The following is a 17,206-nucleotide window of genomic DNA, read 5'->3' as shown; positions in this document are numbered from 1 at the left end:
CTCACTTGCAAGCGTAGTGTGAACCATATCCAACGGGCGGCGTTTGCAACCCCGCGCCTGCGACATGAAGGCAACACTTTGCCCGCCCACGGAACCTCATGTTCGGAAGCTCGGCGCCCGATGAGTTATGGCGGCGCTATTGCCTGACACGTTTGATGCCCATGCGGCGAACCTCTATGAACCAGGTGACGCCCTGTGCGAGCGCCGCGACTGAACCCTCAGTTTCCGGAAAGGACCCCACCACCATGGCGAAAATGATTCACTCAATGATCCGGGTGCTCAATGAGCAGGCCTCTCTGGATTTTTATGAAAAAGCATTCGGCCTGAAGGTCGCCGAACGGTTCGCGTTCGACGGCTTCACTCTTGTCTACCTGTCAAATGATGCGCAGAGCTTCGAGCTGGAATTGACGATTAACAACGACCGCGACCGTCCTTACGAACTCGGCGACGGCTATGGGCACCTCGCGGTTTCAGTCGACGATCTGGAGGCGGAGCACGAACGTATTGAACGCGCCGGGCTGAATCCGTTGCCCATCAAAGAGCTTTCCTGTGGCGATCGCTTTGTCGGGAAGTTTTTCTTCATCTCCGACCCCGACGGTTACAAGATCGAGGTTCTGCAACGCGGCGCGCCCGGACGCTCTCTCTGAGAGCGTATTTTCCGCTAAAACCGTTACTTGAGATCTTGGATCACCAAGCCTCAAGCATTCGGCATCTCCCGGCAAACAGAGAGACTACATCATCGGCCAGGCGACGACGTCGGGCGGCTGCCGGCGCCGCCTGACAGACGCTTCCTTAGAACTCGGCCGACAGAGTGAAGTGATAGACGCGTGGCAATCCCGCGTAGAGGCTGGAGGACGCGCCAGATGTGCCGCTTGGCGCGCCGGTGTAAACAGACGCCCAATACCGCTCGTTTGTGACGTTACTGACGCCGAAACGCACGACCCAGGGGAAACGATACACGTTGAACGCGTAACGCGTGCCCAATTCCAGCGTCGTGTAAGACCCGGTCTGCAATGTGTTGGTGACGTTGGCGGCGCGGTTGCCCATGTAATGGACGCCGGCGTTGAAGGCCCATCCGGATGCGAAAGCGCCCATCGAAGCCGGCAGTCGGTAATCCAGCAATATGTTCGCCTGAAGCGGAGCCGCGCCGACAATTTCCTTTTTGTTGAGAGACCGAGAGGACGCCTTGACCAGTTCCGCGTCCAGCCATGTCATGCCTGCAAGAACAGAAAGGTTTGGCAGAATTTCGCCGGAAATCTGGGCTTCGACGCCATAATTCCGCTGCGTGCCGCCATATTCGTAAGTCTGGCAATTGCTTCCTGCCGCGCAACCCGTTGGGTTCGATGCGGAAACATACAGGGCGTACGGCGATGTCATCCGAAACCCGTCAATGTTTACCTGCATTTTCTTGTATCGCAGCTTGTAGCCCACTTCGTACTCTTCCGAGTGCGCGATCGGGAGAGCGATATTCGTGTTGGTGTAGCTGGCGCTGTTCGGCGTGACAGGGCCAGCTTCAACTGATTGCCCATAGGTAAAATAGAGAGTCTGATTTTTGGTCGGCTTGTAAATCAGACTGGTTGTCGGACTAAAAGCCGCAGACGTGTCAAATGTTTTTCTCAGAGCGCTTTGGGCGTTAAGCGCGCCTTCCTGGTTGATCCAGCTCCAGGAAAGAGTGCCCATAATCGACCAGTGTTCGTTGAATTTTATGGTGTCGCCCACGATAAAAGACTGGCTGGTCACACTGCTGGATTTGTAGCGTCCACGGTAATAGGGCTGCGAACCTTTGTTTGACGTGATTTCATACAGGTTTCCCAAACCCAAGTTCTGCGCGCTGGTCACGGCGGCCACCGGGTTGTAATTCCCCATCATATAACCATTGGTGCCTATGACGAGGTCATGCTGGATGGGGCCAGTGTGAACGCGCCCATTAATATAGGCCATGTTGCTGCCAACACGAAAATCATCTGCGGTCGTGGTGGCGGTCGCCTTCGAGCTGTACCAGCCATCGCTGCCCTTTCGTCCGCCACAGGTGCTGCTGCCGTCGCACAGCGTATCGGTTACGCCGAAAGATTGCCGCGCCGCATCCTGATAGAGACCGCCGAGCGTAAAGCTCCAGTTCTCGTTGAATTCATGCTTGATTTTGGCAAGAAACGTGTTGGTCTCCATGTGGTACCCGCTCCAGTCTGGAGCCAGACGCTTGCTGAGGTCCGGGGCCTCGGGCAATTTATCTCCACCAACGCCTGTCGCCAGAATACCGAACGCAGGCGCCCCGCCGCGCTGATCATAGGTGTAATGACTGGCGTCGATTTCGATAACCGTTTTATTGTCAAGATGAATATCGAAATCGCCACTCACCATATCGCGGCGCAGCCAGCTACCCTGTGCGTAGGACGTGCCGTTTGCGTGCAACAGGTTCAAACGATATCCGAACCAGCCATTCCGACCCACGCGACCAGAAATATCGCCATTGACCGTTGGGGTGCCTATGGAATCAACGCCGATCGAGAACCTTTCCGTCTGACGGTCGGTAGGACGTTTTAGTGTATACTCGAAGACGCCAGCCGGATTCTGGGGTCCGTACATTGCGCCGGCAAGCCCGTTGAGAACCTGCAGGTTATCGACCTGTTCGGCGGGATAAGGCGTGGTCGACACCACGTTCAGGCCGTCCAGACGAGAGTTAGCGACAACATCGGCCTCAAAGCCGCGCGATTGCGGACGAGAGGTGTTGGGGTCGCCCCGGACCTCCAGCTGCACGGACGGCAAATATTGCGCCATGTCGTTCAGGTTGCGGATCTGCTGATTGATGATGACGTCGTGCGGGACGCCCATGATGGAATAAGGCGTATCCAGCGTGTCGCGGTTACCCAGCGGCCCCAGATAGACGGTTTTATTCATATACCTGGCATGGGCGCCGTCGGCCACATGATGACCGTGAACCGTGACCGTTTCGCCGCCTGAACCGTCAAGCGTCCCCGCGATCGGGGTCGTGGAAGCGGATTTTGGTCCCTGGGCGACCTTGTTCACGCCGACTTTTGCCGTGGCTGACTTGGCGGGTTGTATCTTCTTCTCAGGAGCGGAAGCCGGAGCCGGCGCGGCAGCCAGCGCTGATGTTGTCAGCAGGAATGTGGCAAGCATGCCGATACAAAACGGATTGTAAGAACGGTCGTGCATAAGTGGGCAGAGTCCGCGACTGAGCTGGGAAAGGAACAGTTCAACTCTCTGCCAAGCGCGCTCCGGGATGTCTATATACAAACAGACACATTTCTGTATCGGACCGTATACAACCGCAGGGTGATGCAAAAATAATACAGCCGACCACACGTCTCTTGAGACGTTCCGTCAGTTAATTCCGATGGTAGCTCCGGCGGACGCTGTCCCCGCCTAAAGATTGTTTTCTCCGCGCGGCTATGTTCCAGCTCCCTCCCTCGGATCAATGAGAAAACACTCGATAATTTTTATATTTTACGAAACAGAGAGATGCTTTTCCGAAGATCCCCGCAGTCCGTTTTTGACGAAATAGCCAGCCATGTCCGCTGCTCCGAGAGCTTATCGACACGAGGATCATCGCTATGCGCCTCGCCAACGACGACATTCGGGAACCGACTCCATCAGCGAGGTTCATCTTTCATGACGTCCGCCTTCAAACCGGGCGGTCAGCGACGCCGCTTTCCCTCGCCACAGACAGCGATACAAACTTCCAACGTTATTGCCATGACGGAATCATATCATGCGAAGGACTGATATCGTGTCGCCTGATGACCTCAGGCCTCATTTCCGGCCTGCGCTAAGCGGCCATGTTCCCCATCCAAAACGGACGCCTCGTCAGGTCAGGTCAGATAACACCCGGAAACCACAGGCGAGCGAAAAACGCCGCCGTCACTAAAGCCGTCGCGGTAATAGTCATCGCGCGAACGACGCCTGACGGCAGACGACGCCCCAACCGTGCGCCCAGCACGCCGCCCAGCAATCCACCGAGCAGGGCGACAATCACGCCGGGCCAGCTTATGGCATGCGCAACAACGAAGGCCGCAATAGCGGCTGTGTTCGCCAGCGTAACCATCAGGGTTCGCGGCCCGTTAAGCGATTTGATGTCCCGTTCGCCGAGCAACGACCACGCCGCCAGCATCATCAACCCGACCGCGCCTCCGAAATAGCCGCCATAGACGCCCAACCCGAATTGAATCAGCAGGATCGGACCGCGAGGCAGCTTGCCGTGCAGCGAGTCCCCTACCCTTCTGCCAAAGGCCAGTGCGAGCGTCGCCAGAAGCAGCAGCCACGGCACGATCTCGTCGAACGCCCGACCCGGCGTGAAAAGCAGCAACAGGCCGCCAGCCAAGCCGCCGACAAGGGTGACGGGCGCGAGGCGCTGAAGCGAAACCCCACACACCGGATGGAGACCGGCGCGATAGGTCCAGGCGCTTGCGGCTCCTCCCGGCCAAAGGGCGACCGTACTGGAAGCATTGGCAGTCACGGGAGGAAGACCCGCGGCCAGAAATGCGGGAAACATGACGAGCGAGCCGCCGCCCGCCAGCGCGTTCATCGCGCCAGCCAGCGTCCCGGCTATGAACAGCAGCGAAAGATGGTCCATCGCCCGACGCTGCGCCGGACGTCGTCGCGGTTCAAGGCCGCGCGGCCCGGACGCGCGACAACGTGAAACCGATGGTTGAACCCGCTATCAGCGATCCATTTTGAGAGCTGCGAGGAACGCGCTTTGCGGAATCTCGACCTTGCCGAACTGCCGCATGCGCTTCTTGCCCTCTTTCTGCTTCTCCAGCAGCTTGCGCTTGCGCGAGATGTCGCCGCCATAGCACTTGGCGGTGACGTCCTTGGACATCGCGCCGATCGTCTCGCGCGCGATGACGCGCGAACCGATGGCCGCCTGAATCGCGATCTTGAACAGCTGACGCGGGATCAGGTCCTTCAGCCGAGCGCAGATCGCCCGCCCCCGGCTTTCCGCCGCCGAGCGATGCGCGACGAAGGACAGCGCATCCACCGGCTCCTGGTTGACCAGAATGGAGATGCGGACGAGATCGCTCTCTTCGTATCCGTCCATCTGGTAGTCAAAGCTGGCGTACCCACGAGTCAGGGACTTCAGACGGTCGTAGAAGTCGAACACCACCTCGTTCAGCGGCAGGCGGTAAACCGCCATCGCGCGGTTGCCGACATAGGTGAGGTCGACCTGCGTCCCGCGCCGCTCAGAGCACAGCGTCAGGACCGAGCCCAGATACTCGTCCGGCACCATGATCGTCGCCTTGATCCAGGGCTCGTCGATCCGCTCGATCAGCGACGGATCCGGCATGTCCGCCGGGTTGTGCAGATCTTCGGTTTCCCCGTTCGTCCGCGTGATGTGATACACGACTGACGGCGCCGTCGCGATCAGATCGAGATCGAACTCGCGCGACAGACGCTCCTGAATGATCTCCAGATGCAGCAGCCCGAGGAAGCCGCAGCGGAAGCCGAAGCCAAGCGCGGCTGACGTCTCCGCCTCATAATGGAACGACGCGTCGTTCAGACGCAGCTTCGCCAGACTGTCGCGCAGCTTCTCGAAATCATCGGCGTTGACCGGGAACAGGCCGCACCACACCACAGGGATGGAAGGCTTGAATCCAGCCAAAGGCTCATCGGCAGGCTTGCGGTCGTCCGTGATCGTATCGCCGACATTGCAGTCCGCGACTGTTTTGATCGCGGCGTTGATGTAGCCCATCTCGCCCGGCCCAAGGTCATCCACAGCGACCATGCGCGGGGCGAAAACGCCAACCTGATCGACCATATGCACGGCGCCGCTGGACATCATCCGGATACGCGCACCCTTGCGCAGGCGGCCTTCCTTGATGCGGACCAGAATCACGACGCCAAGATACGGGTCGTACCAGCTGTCGACCAGCATCGCCTTCAGCGGCTTCTCCGCGTCGCCGACCGGCGGCGGCAGGCGCGTCACGATGGCCTCCAGCACGCCTTCGATATTCAGGCCCGTCTTGGCCGAAATCTCGACCGCGTCGTCGGCGGGAATACCGATCACTTCCTCGATCTGCGCCTTCACCTTCTCCGGTTCAGCCGCCGGAAGATCGACCTTGTTGAGGATCGGCACGATCTCGTGGCCTGCATCGATGGCCTGATACACGTTGGCCAGCGTCTGCGCCTCAACGCCCTGCGAGGCGTCGACGACCAGCAACGACCCCTCGCACGCCGCGAGGGATCGGCTGACCTCGTAGGCGAAGTCGACATGGCCCGGCGTGTCCATCAGGTTGAGGACGTAAGTGTTGCCGTCCTTCGCCGGATAGGTCAGGCGCACGGTCTGCGCCTTGATGGTGATTCCACGCTCGCGTTCGATGTCCATGTTGTCGAGGACCTGGTTGGTCATCTCGCGCGCGGACAAGGCCCCGCAGGCCTGAATCAGGCGGTCGGCCAGCGTCGACTTGCCATGGTCGATATGGGCGATGATCGAAAAGTTACGGATCAACTGGAGCGAGGTATCGGTCATGCGCGTCCCATAGGCGATAAACCGGGAAAAGTCAGCCATCCAGATGCGCAAAGATTCACCTGCCGAACCCATGCCCGGCTCCGCGCGCGCAAAGTAATGAAGAGGCGCCGCGCGGCGTGGTCTCGCCTCCTGTTTGAGGCCGCGCTACAGTTCCCGCATGGCTTATGAACTTTCGCGTCCCCATCTCGGATCGACCTCTGATTTCCGCTTCTCTCCAGACGGCGCGAACGGCCCGTCGGCGCGCCTGAACGAAGGCGAGCCGCCACGGTGGGATCTCTCCGATCTCTACCCCGCCCCCGACTCGCAGAAACTCGTCGCCGACAGGACGCGCGCAGCCGAAGACGCCCGCGCGTTTCAGGACGCATATCGCGGTCGCGTCGCCAGCCTGAGCGGCAAGGAACTCGCGGGGGCGATCGAGACCTACGAAGCCATCGACGAGACGCTTGGCCGGATCGGCTCCTTCGCGTCCCTGTCGTTCTCAGCCGACATGTCGGACGCAGGCGTGGCCAAATTCAACCAGTCGGTGACGGAGAGCCTGTCGGACATCTCCTCCAGCCTGCTGTTCTTCACGCTGGAACTGAACCGGATCGAGGACGCGGATCTCGAACTGAAGCTTCAGACGCCGGAGTTGGCCCGCTGGCGTCCCTTCCTGCGCGATCTGCGCATGTTCCGCGCCCATCAGCTCGCCGACGACATCGAGCAGGTGCTGTTGGAGAAATCCGTCACCGGCGCGAGCGCGTGGCGCCGCCTTTATGACGAGCACCTCGCTGCGCTACGCGTGCCCTTCGACGGAGCCTCCCTGACGCTCGGCGATGCACTCAACCGAATGTCCGACCCCAGCCATGCAGTGCGTGAGCGCGCAGCCAAGGCGGTCGGCGCCACGCTGCAGGACAATCTGCGCCTTCTGTCTCTGGTCACCAACACGCTGGCCAAGGACAAGGCGATCTCGGACAAGCTGCGCGGTTACGCGCGCCCCGAATCCTACCGCAACGTCTCGAACATGGTCGAGGACGAGGTGGTTGACGCTCTGGTCTCCGCCGTCGTCGCCGATTACCCACGCCTCTCTCATCGCTATTACACGCTCAAGGCGAAGTGGCTCGGGCTTGAGAAGCTGGAGCACTGGGATCGCAACGCGCCGCTGCCGGGCATGAATGAGGGCGACATTTCGTGGCCCGAGGCGACGCGCATCGTGCGGCAAGCGTATGATGGCTTCGATCCCCGCCTTGGATCGATCGTCGGCGATTTTCTCGACAAGCCATGGATCGACGCGGCGCCCGTGCCGGGCAAATCCTCCGGCGCCTTCGCGCACCCGACGGTGCCGTCCGCTCATCCCTATATCCTGATGAATTTTCGCGGCCGCACGCGCGACGTCATGACCCTTGCGCACGAAATCGGGCACGGTGTGCATCAGACGCTTGCGGGGGAGCAGGGTTATTTCATGTCTGCGACCCCGTTGACGCTGGCCGAAACCGCAAGCGTCTTTGGCGAGATGCTGACGTTCCAGCATCTGCTGGACGCCGAGAAAGACCCGACGCAACGACGGCTGATGCTGGCGTCCAAGGTCGAGGACATGCTGAACACGGTCGTCCGACAGATCGCCTTCTACCGGTTCGAGAGCCTCGTTCATAATGAACGTCGCGACGGCGAGCTTCTTCCAGAACGGATCGGCGAACTGTGGCGGCAGGTGCAGACCGAAAGCCTCGGACCGGCTTTCAACTTCACGCCGGATTACGACACGTACTGGTCATACGTCCCGCACTTCATCCATTCGCCGTTCTACGTCTACGCATACGCGTTCGGCGACTGTCTGGTGAACGCCCTGTATGGCGTGTATCGCGAAAACGGCTCGGGCTTTCAGGATAAATACATCGCCATGCTGCAAGCAGGCGGCACGCTGCGCCACAAGGAACTGCTGGCGCCGTTCGGGCTGGACGCCAGCGACCCCGCCTTCTGGCGCAAGGGGCTGGACGTTATTTCCGGCTTCATAGATCAGTTGGAGAACGCCTGACATGGCCGGGCGCGATCTGGACGACAGCGGCCTTTTCGGCGAGCTGCGACGTATGGTGCGCACGACCGGAACGGTTGGCGGCATAGCGGCGCGCATCGCCGGTCATCGCATCGGCATTACCGGAGGCAGCGCCGCGCACGCCGAGGATCTGAAAGGCGTTCTCGGCGGCCTCAAGGGTCCGTTGATGAAAGCGGCTCAGCTTCTCGCAACAATTCCGGGCGCGCTGCCCGACGATTACGCGCTTGAGCTGTCGCAGCTCCAGTCGAACGCCCCACCCATGGGGTGGAGCTTCGTCCGCCGCCGCATGAGCACGGAACTCGGCCCGAACTGGCAGCAGCGCTTCAAGCAGTTCGGACAGGAAGCCGCAGCCGCCGCCAGTCTGGGACAGGTCCACAAGGCCGTCCTGCCTGACGGGAAAATCGTCGCCTGCAAGCTGCAATATCCCGACATGACGACGACGGTCGAAGCCGATCTCAAGCAGTTTCGCATGGCGATGGGCGTCTACCATCGCCTCGACAACGCCATAAGGCAGGACGACGTCATCGAGGAACTGACCGAGCGCCTGCGCGAAGAGCTGGACTACACACGCGAAGCCGCGAACCTGCGGCTTTACGGTGTAATGCTTCGGAACTCTCAATCCGTCACCATACCCCGCACGGTCCCCGATCTCTGCACGCGACGCCTACTGACGATGCAATGGGTGGATGGGCGTTCTTTACAGTCGGTGCTCGACACAAACCCGTCACAGGAAGAGCGCAACGCCATGGCGCGCGCGTTGTTCGAAGCCTGGTATGTGCCGCTCTATCGCTACGGGGTGATCCATGGCGACCCGCACATGGGCAATTTCACCGTCCGCGACGATTTCGGATTCAATCTTCTGGACTTTGGCGCAATCCGTGTGTTTCGTCCGCGCTTCGTGCGCGGCATCATCGAACTTTGCGAAGGCCTCCGGGTCGGCGATCTCGATCGGACCGCACATGCCTACGAAATGTGGGGCTTCAGCAATCTGTCGCGTGACACGATGACGGTGCTCAACGAGTGGGCCAGCTTTCTCTACGAACCCTTGATGCAGGATCGTGAGCGCGCCATTCAGGAGGACGAAGGTACAATCTTCGGTCGGGATATCGCCGCGCGAGTGCACGCAGGACTGCAGCGCACGGGCGGCGTGAAACCGCCGCGCGAATTTGTTCTGGTGGATCGTTCCGCCATCGGGCTTGGCTCCGTATTCATGCGTCTGGGCGCGAAATTGAACTGGCACCGAATGTTCCAGGACCTGATTGCGGATTTCAATGAGGACGACCTCGCACGCCGTCAACAGGCGGCGCTTCAGGAGGCCGGGGTAAAAGTCGGCGTGTAAGTCAGTGCGCTCAGGCTTACACGGCTGTTTTCTCTGCTCCTGCTACGCCACGCGCACACGCGTACAATCCTCGTGTTAACGCCCCCCTGAAGTTATGTCCGTCAGCGTCCCGATGGGCGCATGTTCGGAGCATCCCTTCTCTACCACGATCAAGCGCAATCGCCACGCTGGCTGGGCCTCGGCATTTTTCAACCCGCCGCAATTCAAGTTGCGGCTGGTGCGCTTGTGCGACGCGTCGAAACTGTTCGTAACGCGTCAAAAGAAAAATATGTGATATACAGGACGCACAGGACATTCCTGTTTGCCCCCCATAACAGGATACACCCGATGAACGCCCACCGGACGTCGACTCGCGGCGCGCTATCGTGCTGCCCGGCTGGGCGCGCGTGTCTTGATTTTCTAGGAAACTCTCCAAATTATCGCGTGAATTTATGATTACGGACATCACGCCGTCCCGAAGCCGCCGCTTCCGGGCTTATATGACGGAAATGAGTTTCAACGGCGCAGTCGGCCTGATGCGACTTATCGGCCCGGCTCAGGCCTCTCATGTCGGCGCGAAACTAGCCGGATTTATCGGTCCTTTTCTCTCATCCACGCGAACGGGAATGCAGAATCTGGCAATCGCTTTCCCTGACATGGAAGACAGGGAGAGAAAGCAGGTCGTGCGTGGAGCCTGGAACAATCTTGGCCGCGTAATCGGAGAGTTTTCCCATCTTCGAAACTTCGCTCGCACATCCAGCGGACCGGGATGGGAAATCGCGGGAGAGGAACATATCGCAGCCGCATGGCGGAATGGACAGCCTCCGATTTTCTTTTCCGCTCATGTCGGAAATTGGGAAATGATCCTTCCCATTGCAGGCGCTTTGGGATTGCCGGTCGGCGGGGTCTACCGTGCGGCGTCGAACCCGATCGTCGAGCGCCTCGTTCAGGGCATCCGCCATGAAGCAGGAAATGGAACGTCAATGTTCCCCAAGGGATCTCGTGGCGCCAGATCCATCGTCGGACACATGGCCTCAGGCGGAACAGTCGGTCTTCTCGTCGATCAGAAAATGAACGATGGCATCGCCGTCCCTTTTTTCGGCAAGGATGCGTGGACCGCGCCTGCCCTCGCGCAGTTGGCAATGCGCTTTCAGCGCGACATCGTGCCCATCCGGGTCGTACGGCTCGGCGCCGCACGTTTTCAGCTTATTTGTGAACCAGCCCTGACAATTACGAAGACAGGAGAGCGCGCGGCGGACGAGCTCTCCATCATGAAACTCGTCAACGCGCATGTCGAACGATGGGTCAAGGATGAACCACACCAATGGCTGTGGTTTCATCGCAGATGGCCCAAGCACGAGGCCACCGCAACCTCACGCTGATGGACGCGACCACCCCTTCACTCCTGCGCTTATCATGAGAACGTTTTTCGCAAATCTGCCTTGATAAACTCGAGCCTATGTTTGCGGCTGCGCGGTCTCATGCGTAATCTCGGCGAATTCCGAGTCCGCTGTGTCCTGCCAACGTCAGGTTTCGATCCAACTGGCGGCCTCTGCCCACAACACCGCGCGAGAGGCATCGGACCATGGTTTTTTCAGACGACGCCATCGAACATCTCGCCCACCGATTGCTCGATTACAGCCTTCCCAAACACGAGTGGACGCATGAAGCCCACTTTGCAGCGACCTTGTGGCTTTTGAGAAAGCGCCCTGAGCTCACGACCCCGGACGCGTTACGTGCCCTCATCACCACTTACAATGACGCCACCAACACGCCGAACACCGATGTCAGCGGCTATCACCACACCATCACGCAGGCGTCCCTGAGAGGCGCCCGGCATCATCTGACGACACACGCGCCGGAGACGCCGCTGCATATCCTGCTCGGTCACACCATGGCGTCACCCCTCGGGCGCTCGGACTGGCTTCTGTCCTACTGGACCCGCCCGATTCTTTTCAGTCCCGTCGCCAGACGTACTTGGGTAGACCCCGACTTTTCCGCTCTTCCTTTTTGAATCCCCCCGCGCCAAGTGGCGTTGGCGCGACCCCTCTCATTTTCTTGATCTCACTCTGCTGCTTCGCAACTTGTTTAATTAGACGATCGTCTACAATATTACGCCATGGACGCAACCGTCCCTACCCGGCGCAGAGGACGCCCCCCCGGACGCACCAACACGCACGCAGCTACGCGCGAACGACTTTTGCAAGCGGGCGTGGCGGCCCTTACTGAACAGGGGTTTCTTGCAACGGGACTCGACACGATCCTTAAAGACGCAAGCGTGCCCAAGGGTTCGTTTTATTACTACTTCGACAGTAAAGAGGCATTGGGGTTGGCCCTGATCGACTCCTACGCTGACTATTTCAACGCCAAACTGGACAAATGGCTGACAGACAGAGACGTCCCTCCCCTAAGGCGGGTGGAGAACTTTGTCGCCGACGCAGCCGCCGGCATGACGCGGCATGACTTTCGACGCGGTTGCCTGATCGGGAACCTCACACAGGAATTCTCCTCCGTTCCCGAGAGCCTTCAACTGGCGTTGCAGAACGTCATGCGCGAGTGGGAGCGACGTCTGGCAGCCTGCCTCACAGAATTCGACGCTGAACGAGCCCAAATCTGGGCGAATTTTTTCTGGATCGGGTGGGAAGGCGCTGTGCTCCGCGCGCGTATGGAACGTTCTTCACGACCACTCGACATTTTCGCAAACGGCTTCTTCGCGCTCGTTCGCGGCGGGCTGTCGCCATCCAATCAGACAAACGACGCTTCATCAACCTTCTGAAGAGAACCTCTCAATGTTTGACGCCCTGTTGATAGAAAAATCTCCCGACGGACAGCAAAGCGTTCATGTACGGCAAGTCGATGAAACGTCACTCCCCGATGGGGACGTAACCGTTCGCGTCGAATGGTCGACGCTCAACTACAAGGACGCGCTCGCCATCACAGGACGGGGACCGATCATTCGACAATTCCCCATGGCGCCCGGCGTCGATTTCGCAGGCGTGGTCGAAAAGTCGTCTAACTCCGCCTACGCTCCCGGCGACCGCGTGCTGCTCAACGGCTGGGGAGTTGGAGAGAAGCATTGGGGGGGGCTCGCGCAAAAAGCCCGTGTACCCGCCGCGTGGTTGACGCCGCTTCCCTCCGCATTCTCCACCCGCTCGGCCATGGCGTTAGGAACAGCCGGTTACACGGCAATGCTCTGCATTCTCGCGCTTCAGCAACAAGGCGTTACGAAAGAAAGCGGGCCTGTAATCGTCACGGGCGCGTCCGGTGGCGTCGGAAGCGTTGCAGTCATGCTTCTGGCTCGCCTTGGCTACCACGTCGCCGCCGTGACAGGACGGGAGACAGAGCGCGACCACCTTACCCATCTCGGCGCCGCTGAGATTCTTCCCAGAGAGGACTTCAGCAAACCCGGGAAGCCACTGGAGAAAGCACGGTGGGCTGGCGCTGTCGACGTCGCCGGTGGTCAGGTTCTGGCCAATGTCTGCGCCTCCATGAAACCCGGCGGCGTAGTTACGGCCTGCGGCCTTGCCGCCGGAATGGACTTTCCAGCGACCGTCGCCCCCTTCATCCTGCGCGGCGTCACCCTTGTCGGCATCGACAGCGTGATGTGTGATCATGACCGCCGGGTCAAAGCATGGGACGCACTCGCGAAACTCGTCGACGTAGAAAAACTTGAAAGTCAGACAAAAGAAATTTCGTTACGGGATGTATCCGAATCGGCGGCTGCGCTTCTTGACGGAAAACTGCATGGACGGGTCGTCGTGAAGCTTGACTAAAAAAGGCGTTTTTCGAAAACTCACCACCCAGATGCTCGCCGGGGCAGGAGCCAAAAGGTGATCAGTCCACCTTCCTGCCAATTCAGCTTGGGCTGAATATACGCAAAATTCGACGCGTCCGGATCGCTCCGCTACAATAGTTAAGCGGCCGGGCGCGTCATAACCTTGTTCCCACCAGGCCCCAGACACACAGCTCGTCGCCAACGCTTCTCATCGACAGTCGGAGTGAGTGCGCGAACGTTACTACCGCTCGCCCGACACGGAACGCCGCTCCTACACCACGCACGCATAGTTACAGAGATGCGCTTTGCAACTATGGTAGCGTGTGTTGTTACGCAGTTATTCTTGCCCACCCCCTCTGGCTGAGCTTTGATCCGCGCATGAACTCCCGTCTCGCCCTGCCGACACTCGCATTTGCCGCACTCCTCTCAGCGTGCGCGACCACTCCGGATGGTCCGTCCGTTCCCGTGATGCCGCCGCCGGGCAAAAGTTTCGCGCAGTTCTCGCAGGAATCGGGTTTCTGCAAATCTCAGGCGACGAACGCCGTCCATGGACAGGCGGAAAGCGCAAACCACCGCGCCATCGTCGGCGCCCTGATCCCGACAGCCATTGGAGCCGGTCTGGGCGCCGCGATCGGGTCGGCCTATGGAGATCCGTGGCATGGATCCTATGCGGGCACAGGCGCCGGGATCGGCGCGGGGTCTGGTGCCGCCGTCGGAGGCGCAATGGGCATGGCCTCGTCCAGCCGGGCTCAGGGCGGCATTCAACAGCAGTATGACAACGTCTACGCAGCATGCATGCTGACCTACGGTAACCTTATCCCCGGCATGGCCCAACGGCCGTCCTACGCGCCGAGCGGCGCAACCCCTCCCATGGGACCGCCCCCCGGATCGGCGCAGCCTTATGGCGGTTATGGCTATGGCGGAGGTCCAGGGGGCTACTAGCCTGCTGGATCGAGACTGTGGCGGCAGGTTGAAGCCGATTCAGGCGGACTGCTCGCCTAATGCACGCGCTAAATCAGCGATACGCTGACGTGCAGAGGGTAGTGGGCGGTGGAGTGGACCGAACACGTCACGCCACAAAAAATGTCCAGTGAGCCGCAAACCTTCGCTCCATTGCTCCGGCGTTCCAAAATCCGCCGGGTCCATGAACAACGCCGGCAACGGTAGAAGACGCTGCGCCCATATCCCCGCTGCGTCCCGCGATACCGCGCGGCCCGTCCGCGGAGAGACGTAGGCCAGCCCCTCTCGCTCGCCCGTCACTGCACAAACCGAAAGATCGAGGGCAAACCCCAGGTCAGCCAGAAGCGCCATTTCCCAACGGAGCAGATTTGCGAATGCGTTTTCTTCCCGAGGAAGAGCGGACAGCACCGCTACCGTGTCGTCAAACAGATGCGGATGCGGCTGTCGCTCCGGCAGCGCCAGATCCGCGACGACGCAAATAGAGGACAAGCATGAGAGGGCAATGCGCGACTGGATGGCGCGGCCCGCGATTGCCGCGACGGTCTCACCGACAAGCGAACCGAGTTGCTCGGCGGAGCGCGCCCGCCATTGCGCATGAACCAGATTTCCCGGTTGCCACATGGCCGCATTGCGCCGGGCGCCGCCGCCACGCGCAAGACCATGCACGACACCATGTTCTGCTGAAAACAGGTGAACGAGCAGATCGGCCTCGCCAAACGGGGCCGTAGAAAGAACAAGGGCGGGCGCCTCCCATTCCAGGGAAGCCCCGCCCTCCTTCGTCACCGGAGTGAGTCCGACCTCAGCCGCCAGCAGCCTTGGCTACTTCCGCGGCGAAATCGCTCTCTTCTTTCTCGATGCCTTCGCCAAGGTGGAAGCGATCGAACGCAGCGAGCTTGACGCCAGCCTTATCAAGGATCGCCTTCACCCGGCTCTCACCGTCATGCACCCATACCTGCTCCAGAAGAACGACTTCTTCGTAGAACTTGCGGATACGGCCTTCGATCATCTTCTCGATGATCGCTTCCGGCTTACCAGAGGCGCGCGCCTGCTCCTTAAGAACTTCACGCTCACGCTCGACCGCAGCCGGATCGATGCTGGAGACGTCCAGAGCAGCCGGGCGGGTCGCCGCAACATGCATGCCGACCTGGCGGCCCAGAGCGACGATCGCATCGCCGGCCGTCGGCGCTTCAACCGCAGCCAGAACGCCAATCTTGCCGAGGCCCGGCTTCAGGGCGCCGTGGACATAGGTCGCGACCTCGCCCGACGGAACTTCCAGAACGCGCACGCGGCGGATCGACATGTTCTCGCCGATCGTGGCAATCAGGTGCGTCAGCTCTTCGGCGACCGTGCGACCGGTTTCCAGAGCAGCAGCCTTCACGGTCTCAAGGTCATCGCCAACCTTCAGAGCAACCTTCGCCACGGACTCGACGAAGCCCTGGAAGGCCTCATTGCGCGCAACGAAATCGGTCTCGGCGTTGACTTCGACCATCGCGCCGCGACGGCCTTCCGACAGGACGCCGACAAGGCCCTCGGCCGTGACGCGACCGGACTTTTTCGCCGCAGCGGCGAGGCCCTTCGTGCGCAGCCAGTCGATGGCGGCTTCAATGTCGCCACCCGCCTCGTTCAGCGCCTTCTTGCAGTCCATCATGCCTGCGCCGGTCTTCTCACGAAGATCCTTCACCAGCGCTGCGGTGATTTCCGCCATAGTCCCATCTCCAGAATAGCGGCAAGCACGTCGCCATTGCGGGACGTGCTTGCGTTCATGCTCAAAATCGTGGGGCGCTCCGGATTATCCCGGAGCGTCGTCATCAGGCTGCGGGAGCAGCCTCGGCGGCGGCCAGTTCAGCCGCCTCGATCGCAGGATCGATCGGCGCTTCTTCCGACGCGCCGATGTCACGACCGGACGCGCTCAGCTCGGCGGAAATGCCGTCAAGAACGGCGCCCGACACGAGGTTGCAGTACAGCTCGATCGCGCGGATGGCGTCGTCGTTGCCCGGGATCGGGAACGTCACGCCTTCCGGGTTCGAGTTGCTGTCGAGGACGGCGATAACCGGGATGCCAAGCTTGTTGGCTTCCTCGACCGCCAGCTTCTCCTTCGTCGTGTCGATGACGAACAGGATGTCCGGAAGGCCGCCCATCTCCTTGATTCCGCCGAGGGAGCGCTCAAGCTTCTCCTTGTCGCGGGTGATGTCGAGGACTTCCTTCTTGGTCAGACCATGGGTGTCGCCAGCCAGCATGTCTTCGATCTGACGAAGACGCTTGATGGAGCCCGTGATGGTCTTCCAGTTCGTCAGCATGCCGCCGAGCCAGCGGTGGTTGACGTAATACTGGCCGCAACGCTGCGCAGCTTCGGCGACCTGATCGGCCGCGGCGCGCTTCGTGCCGACGAACAGGACACGGCCGCCGCCAGCGACGGTGTCACGCACGGCCTTCAGGGCGCGGTCGAGAAGCACCACCGTCTGCTGCAGGTCGATGATGTGGACCTGATTACGCACGCCGAACAGGTACGGCGCCATGCGCGGGTTCCAGCGGCGGGTGTGGTGACCAAAGTGAACGCCGGCTTCGAGGAGCTGACGCAGGGTGAAATCGGGCATCGCCATGATGCGGTATCCTTAAGTTCCGGTTATTCCTCCGCAGCGCATCGGC

The 17,206-nt window shown here is 60.5% G+C and carries 14 protein-coding genes; 8 read left to right on the top strand and 6 right to left on the bottom strand.

The features are described 5' to 3' along the window. Positions 1–245 precede the first annotated feature (245 nt). The gene (locus HK28_RS00385) at positions 246–647 is read left to right on the top strand and encodes a VOC family protein (protein ID WP_086642796.1); all 402 of its coding nucleotides are present in this window, start codon (positions 246–248) and stop codon (positions 645–647) included. A 145-nt stretch (positions 648–792) separates the two neighbouring features. Here HK28_RS00385 and HK28_RS00380 read toward each other — a convergent pair whose 3' ends face one another. The 3 genes from HK28_RS00380 to lepA form a co-directional block, all read right to left on the bottom strand. Continuing rightward, positions 793–3,171 carry a TonB-dependent siderophore receptor gene (locus tag HK28_RS00380; RefSeq protein ID WP_143217266.1) on the bottom strand — a complete coding sequence of 793 codons (2,379 nt, stop codon included), beginning with the start codon at positions 3,169–3,171 and terminating at the stop codon, positions 793–795. 661 nt (positions 3,172–3,832) lie between these two features. Further along, the gene (locus HK28_RS00370) at positions 3,833–4,588 is read right to left on the bottom strand and encodes a sulfite exporter TauE/SafE family protein (RefSeq protein WP_086642641.1); all 756 of its coding nucleotides are present in this window, start codon (positions 4,586–4,588) and stop codon (positions 3,833–3,835) included. Positions 4,589–4,675: 87 nt separating this feature from the next. After that, positions 4,676–6,481, bottom strand: a complete 1,806-nt coding sequence (lepA, locus tag HK28_RS00365; protein WP_026397825.1) for a translation elongation factor 4 — start codon at positions 6,479–6,481, stop codon at positions 4,676–4,678. Positions 6,482–6,638: 157 nt separating this feature from the next. Between lepA and HK28_RS00360 the strand changes: the two genes are divergently transcribed. The 7 genes from HK28_RS00360 to HK28_RS00325 all read left to right on the top strand — a co-directional run bounded on the left by HK28_RS00360 (position 6,639) and on the right by HK28_RS00325 (position 14,542). Continuing rightward, positions 6,639–8,489: a M3 family oligoendopeptidase gene (locus HK28_RS00360; protein WP_086642794.1), complete on the top strand. Its 1,851-nt coding sequence runs from the start codon at positions 6,639–6,641 to the stop codon at positions 8,487–8,489. Between the two features lies 1 nt (position 8,490). Beyond that, on the top strand, positions 8,491–9,846 hold the full coding sequence (locus tag HK28_RS00355) for an AarF/ABC1/UbiB kinase family protein (protein ID WP_086642640.1): 1,356 nt from the start codon (positions 8,491–8,493) through the stop codon (positions 9,844–9,846). A 431-nt stretch (positions 9,847–10,277) separates the two neighbouring features. Continuing rightward, complete coding sequence (locus HK28_RS00345; protein WP_086642638.1) at positions 10,278–11,207, top strand: lysophospholipid acyltransferase family protein; 930 nt, start codon at positions 10,278–10,280, stop codon at positions 11,205–11,207. A 203-nt stretch (positions 11,208–11,410) separates the two neighbouring features. Then, the gene (locus HK28_RS00340) at positions 11,411–11,839 is read left to right on the top strand and encodes a hypothetical protein (RefSeq protein WP_086642637.1); all 429 of its coding nucleotides are present in this window, start codon (positions 11,411–11,413) and stop codon (positions 11,837–11,839) included. Between the two features lie 105 nt (positions 11,840–11,944). Continuing rightward, positions 11,945–12,601 carry a TetR/AcrR family transcriptional regulator gene (locus HK28_RS00335; protein WP_086642636.1) on the top strand — a complete coding sequence of 219 codons (657 nt, stop codon included), beginning with the start codon at positions 11,945–11,947 and terminating at the stop codon, positions 12,599–12,601. Positions 12,602–12,614: 13 nt separating this feature from the next. Further along, positions 12,615–13,598, top strand: coding sequence for an MDR family oxidoreductase (locus HK28_RS00330; RefSeq protein WP_086642635.1), 984 nt, complete (start codon positions 12,615–12,617; stop codon positions 13,596–13,598). A 380-nt stretch (positions 13,599–13,978) separates the two neighbouring features. Then, complete coding sequence (locus HK28_RS00325; protein ID WP_233140265.1) at positions 13,979–14,542, top strand: glycine zipper family protein; 564 nt, start codon at positions 13,979–13,981, stop codon at positions 14,540–14,542. Positions 14,543–14,581: 39 nt separating this feature from the next. Here the strand turns inward: HK28_RS00325 and recO are convergent, their stop codons facing one another. The 3 genes from recO to rpsB form a co-directional block, all read right to left on the bottom strand. Then, on the bottom strand, positions 14,582–15,319 hold the full coding sequence (recO, locus tag HK28_RS00320; protein ID WP_086642793.1) for a DNA repair protein RecO: 738 nt from the start codon (positions 15,317–15,319) through the stop codon (positions 14,582–14,584). A 40-nt stretch (positions 15,320–15,359) separates the two neighbouring features. Then, positions 15,360–16,265, bottom strand: a complete 906-nt coding sequence (tsf, locus tag HK28_RS00315; RefSeq protein WP_086642634.1) for a translation elongation factor Ts — start codon at positions 16,263–16,265, stop codon at positions 15,360–15,362. Positions 16,266–16,368: 103 nt separating this feature from the next. After that, positions 16,369–17,160: a 30S ribosomal protein S2 gene (gene rpsB / locus HK28_RS00310; RefSeq protein WP_035376409.1), complete on the bottom strand. Its 792-nt coding sequence runs from the start codon at positions 17,158–17,160 to the stop codon at positions 16,369–16,371. Positions 17,161–17,206: the final 46 nt, after the last annotated feature.

Origin of the sequence: Acetobacter sp. DsW_063 (assembly GCF_002153745.1) — a bacterium.
Taxonomy (GTDB): Bacteria; Pseudomonadota; Alphaproteobacteria; order Acetobacterales; family Acetobacteraceae; genus Acetobacter.
Note: the sequence above shows the minus strand (reverse complement) of the source record. Positions and strands in the feature narration are given on the sequence as shown.

Coding starts and splice junctions, on each gene's coding strand:
- HK28_RS00340 (WP_086642637.1), top strand. CDS start 11,411: ATGGTTTTTTCAGACGACGCCATCGAACATCTCGCCCACCGATTGCTC.
- tsf (WP_086642634.1), bottom strand. CDS start 16,265: ATGGCGGAAATCACCGCAGCGCTGGTGAAGGATCTTCGTGAGAAGACC.
- HK28_RS00380 (WP_143217266.1), bottom strand. CDS start 3,171: ATGCACGACCGTTCTTACAATCCGTTTTGTATCGGCATGCTTGCCACA.
- HK28_RS00360 (WP_086642794.1), top strand. CDS start 6,639: ATGGCTTATGAACTTTCGCGTCCCCATCTCGGATCGACCTCTGATTTC.
- HK28_RS00345 (WP_086642638.1), top strand. CDS start 10,278: ATGATTACGGACATCACGCCGTCCCGAAGCCGCCGCTTCCGGGCTTAT.
- HK28_RS00370 (WP_086642641.1), bottom strand. CDS start 4,588: ATGGACCATCTTTCGCTGCTGTTCATAGCCGGGACGCTGGCTGGCGCG.
- HK28_RS00385 (WP_086642796.1), top strand. CDS start 246: ATGGCGAAAATGATTCACTCAATGATCCGGGTGCTCAATGAGCAGGCC.
- rpsB (WP_035376409.1), bottom strand. CDS start 17,160: ATGGCGATGCCCGATTTCACCCTGCGTCAGCTCCTCGAAGCCGGCGTT.
- HK28_RS00325 (WP_233140265.1), top strand. CDS start 13,979: ATGAACTCCCGTCTCGCCCTGCCGACACTCGCATTTGCCGCACTCCTC.
- HK28_RS00330 (WP_086642635.1), top strand. CDS start 12,615: ATGTTTGACGCCCTGTTGATAGAAAAATCTCCCGACGGACAGCAAAGC.
- HK28_RS00355 (WP_086642640.1), top strand. CDS start 8,491: ATGGCCGGGCGCGATCTGGACGACAGCGGCCTTTTCGGCGAGCTGCGA.
- HK28_RS00335 (WP_086642636.1), top strand. CDS start 11,945: ATGGACGCAACCGTCCCTACCCGGCGCAGAGGACGCCCCCCCGGACGC.
- lepA (WP_026397825.1), bottom strand. CDS start 6,481: ATGACCGATACCTCGCTCCAGTTGATCCGTAACTTTTCGATCATCGCC.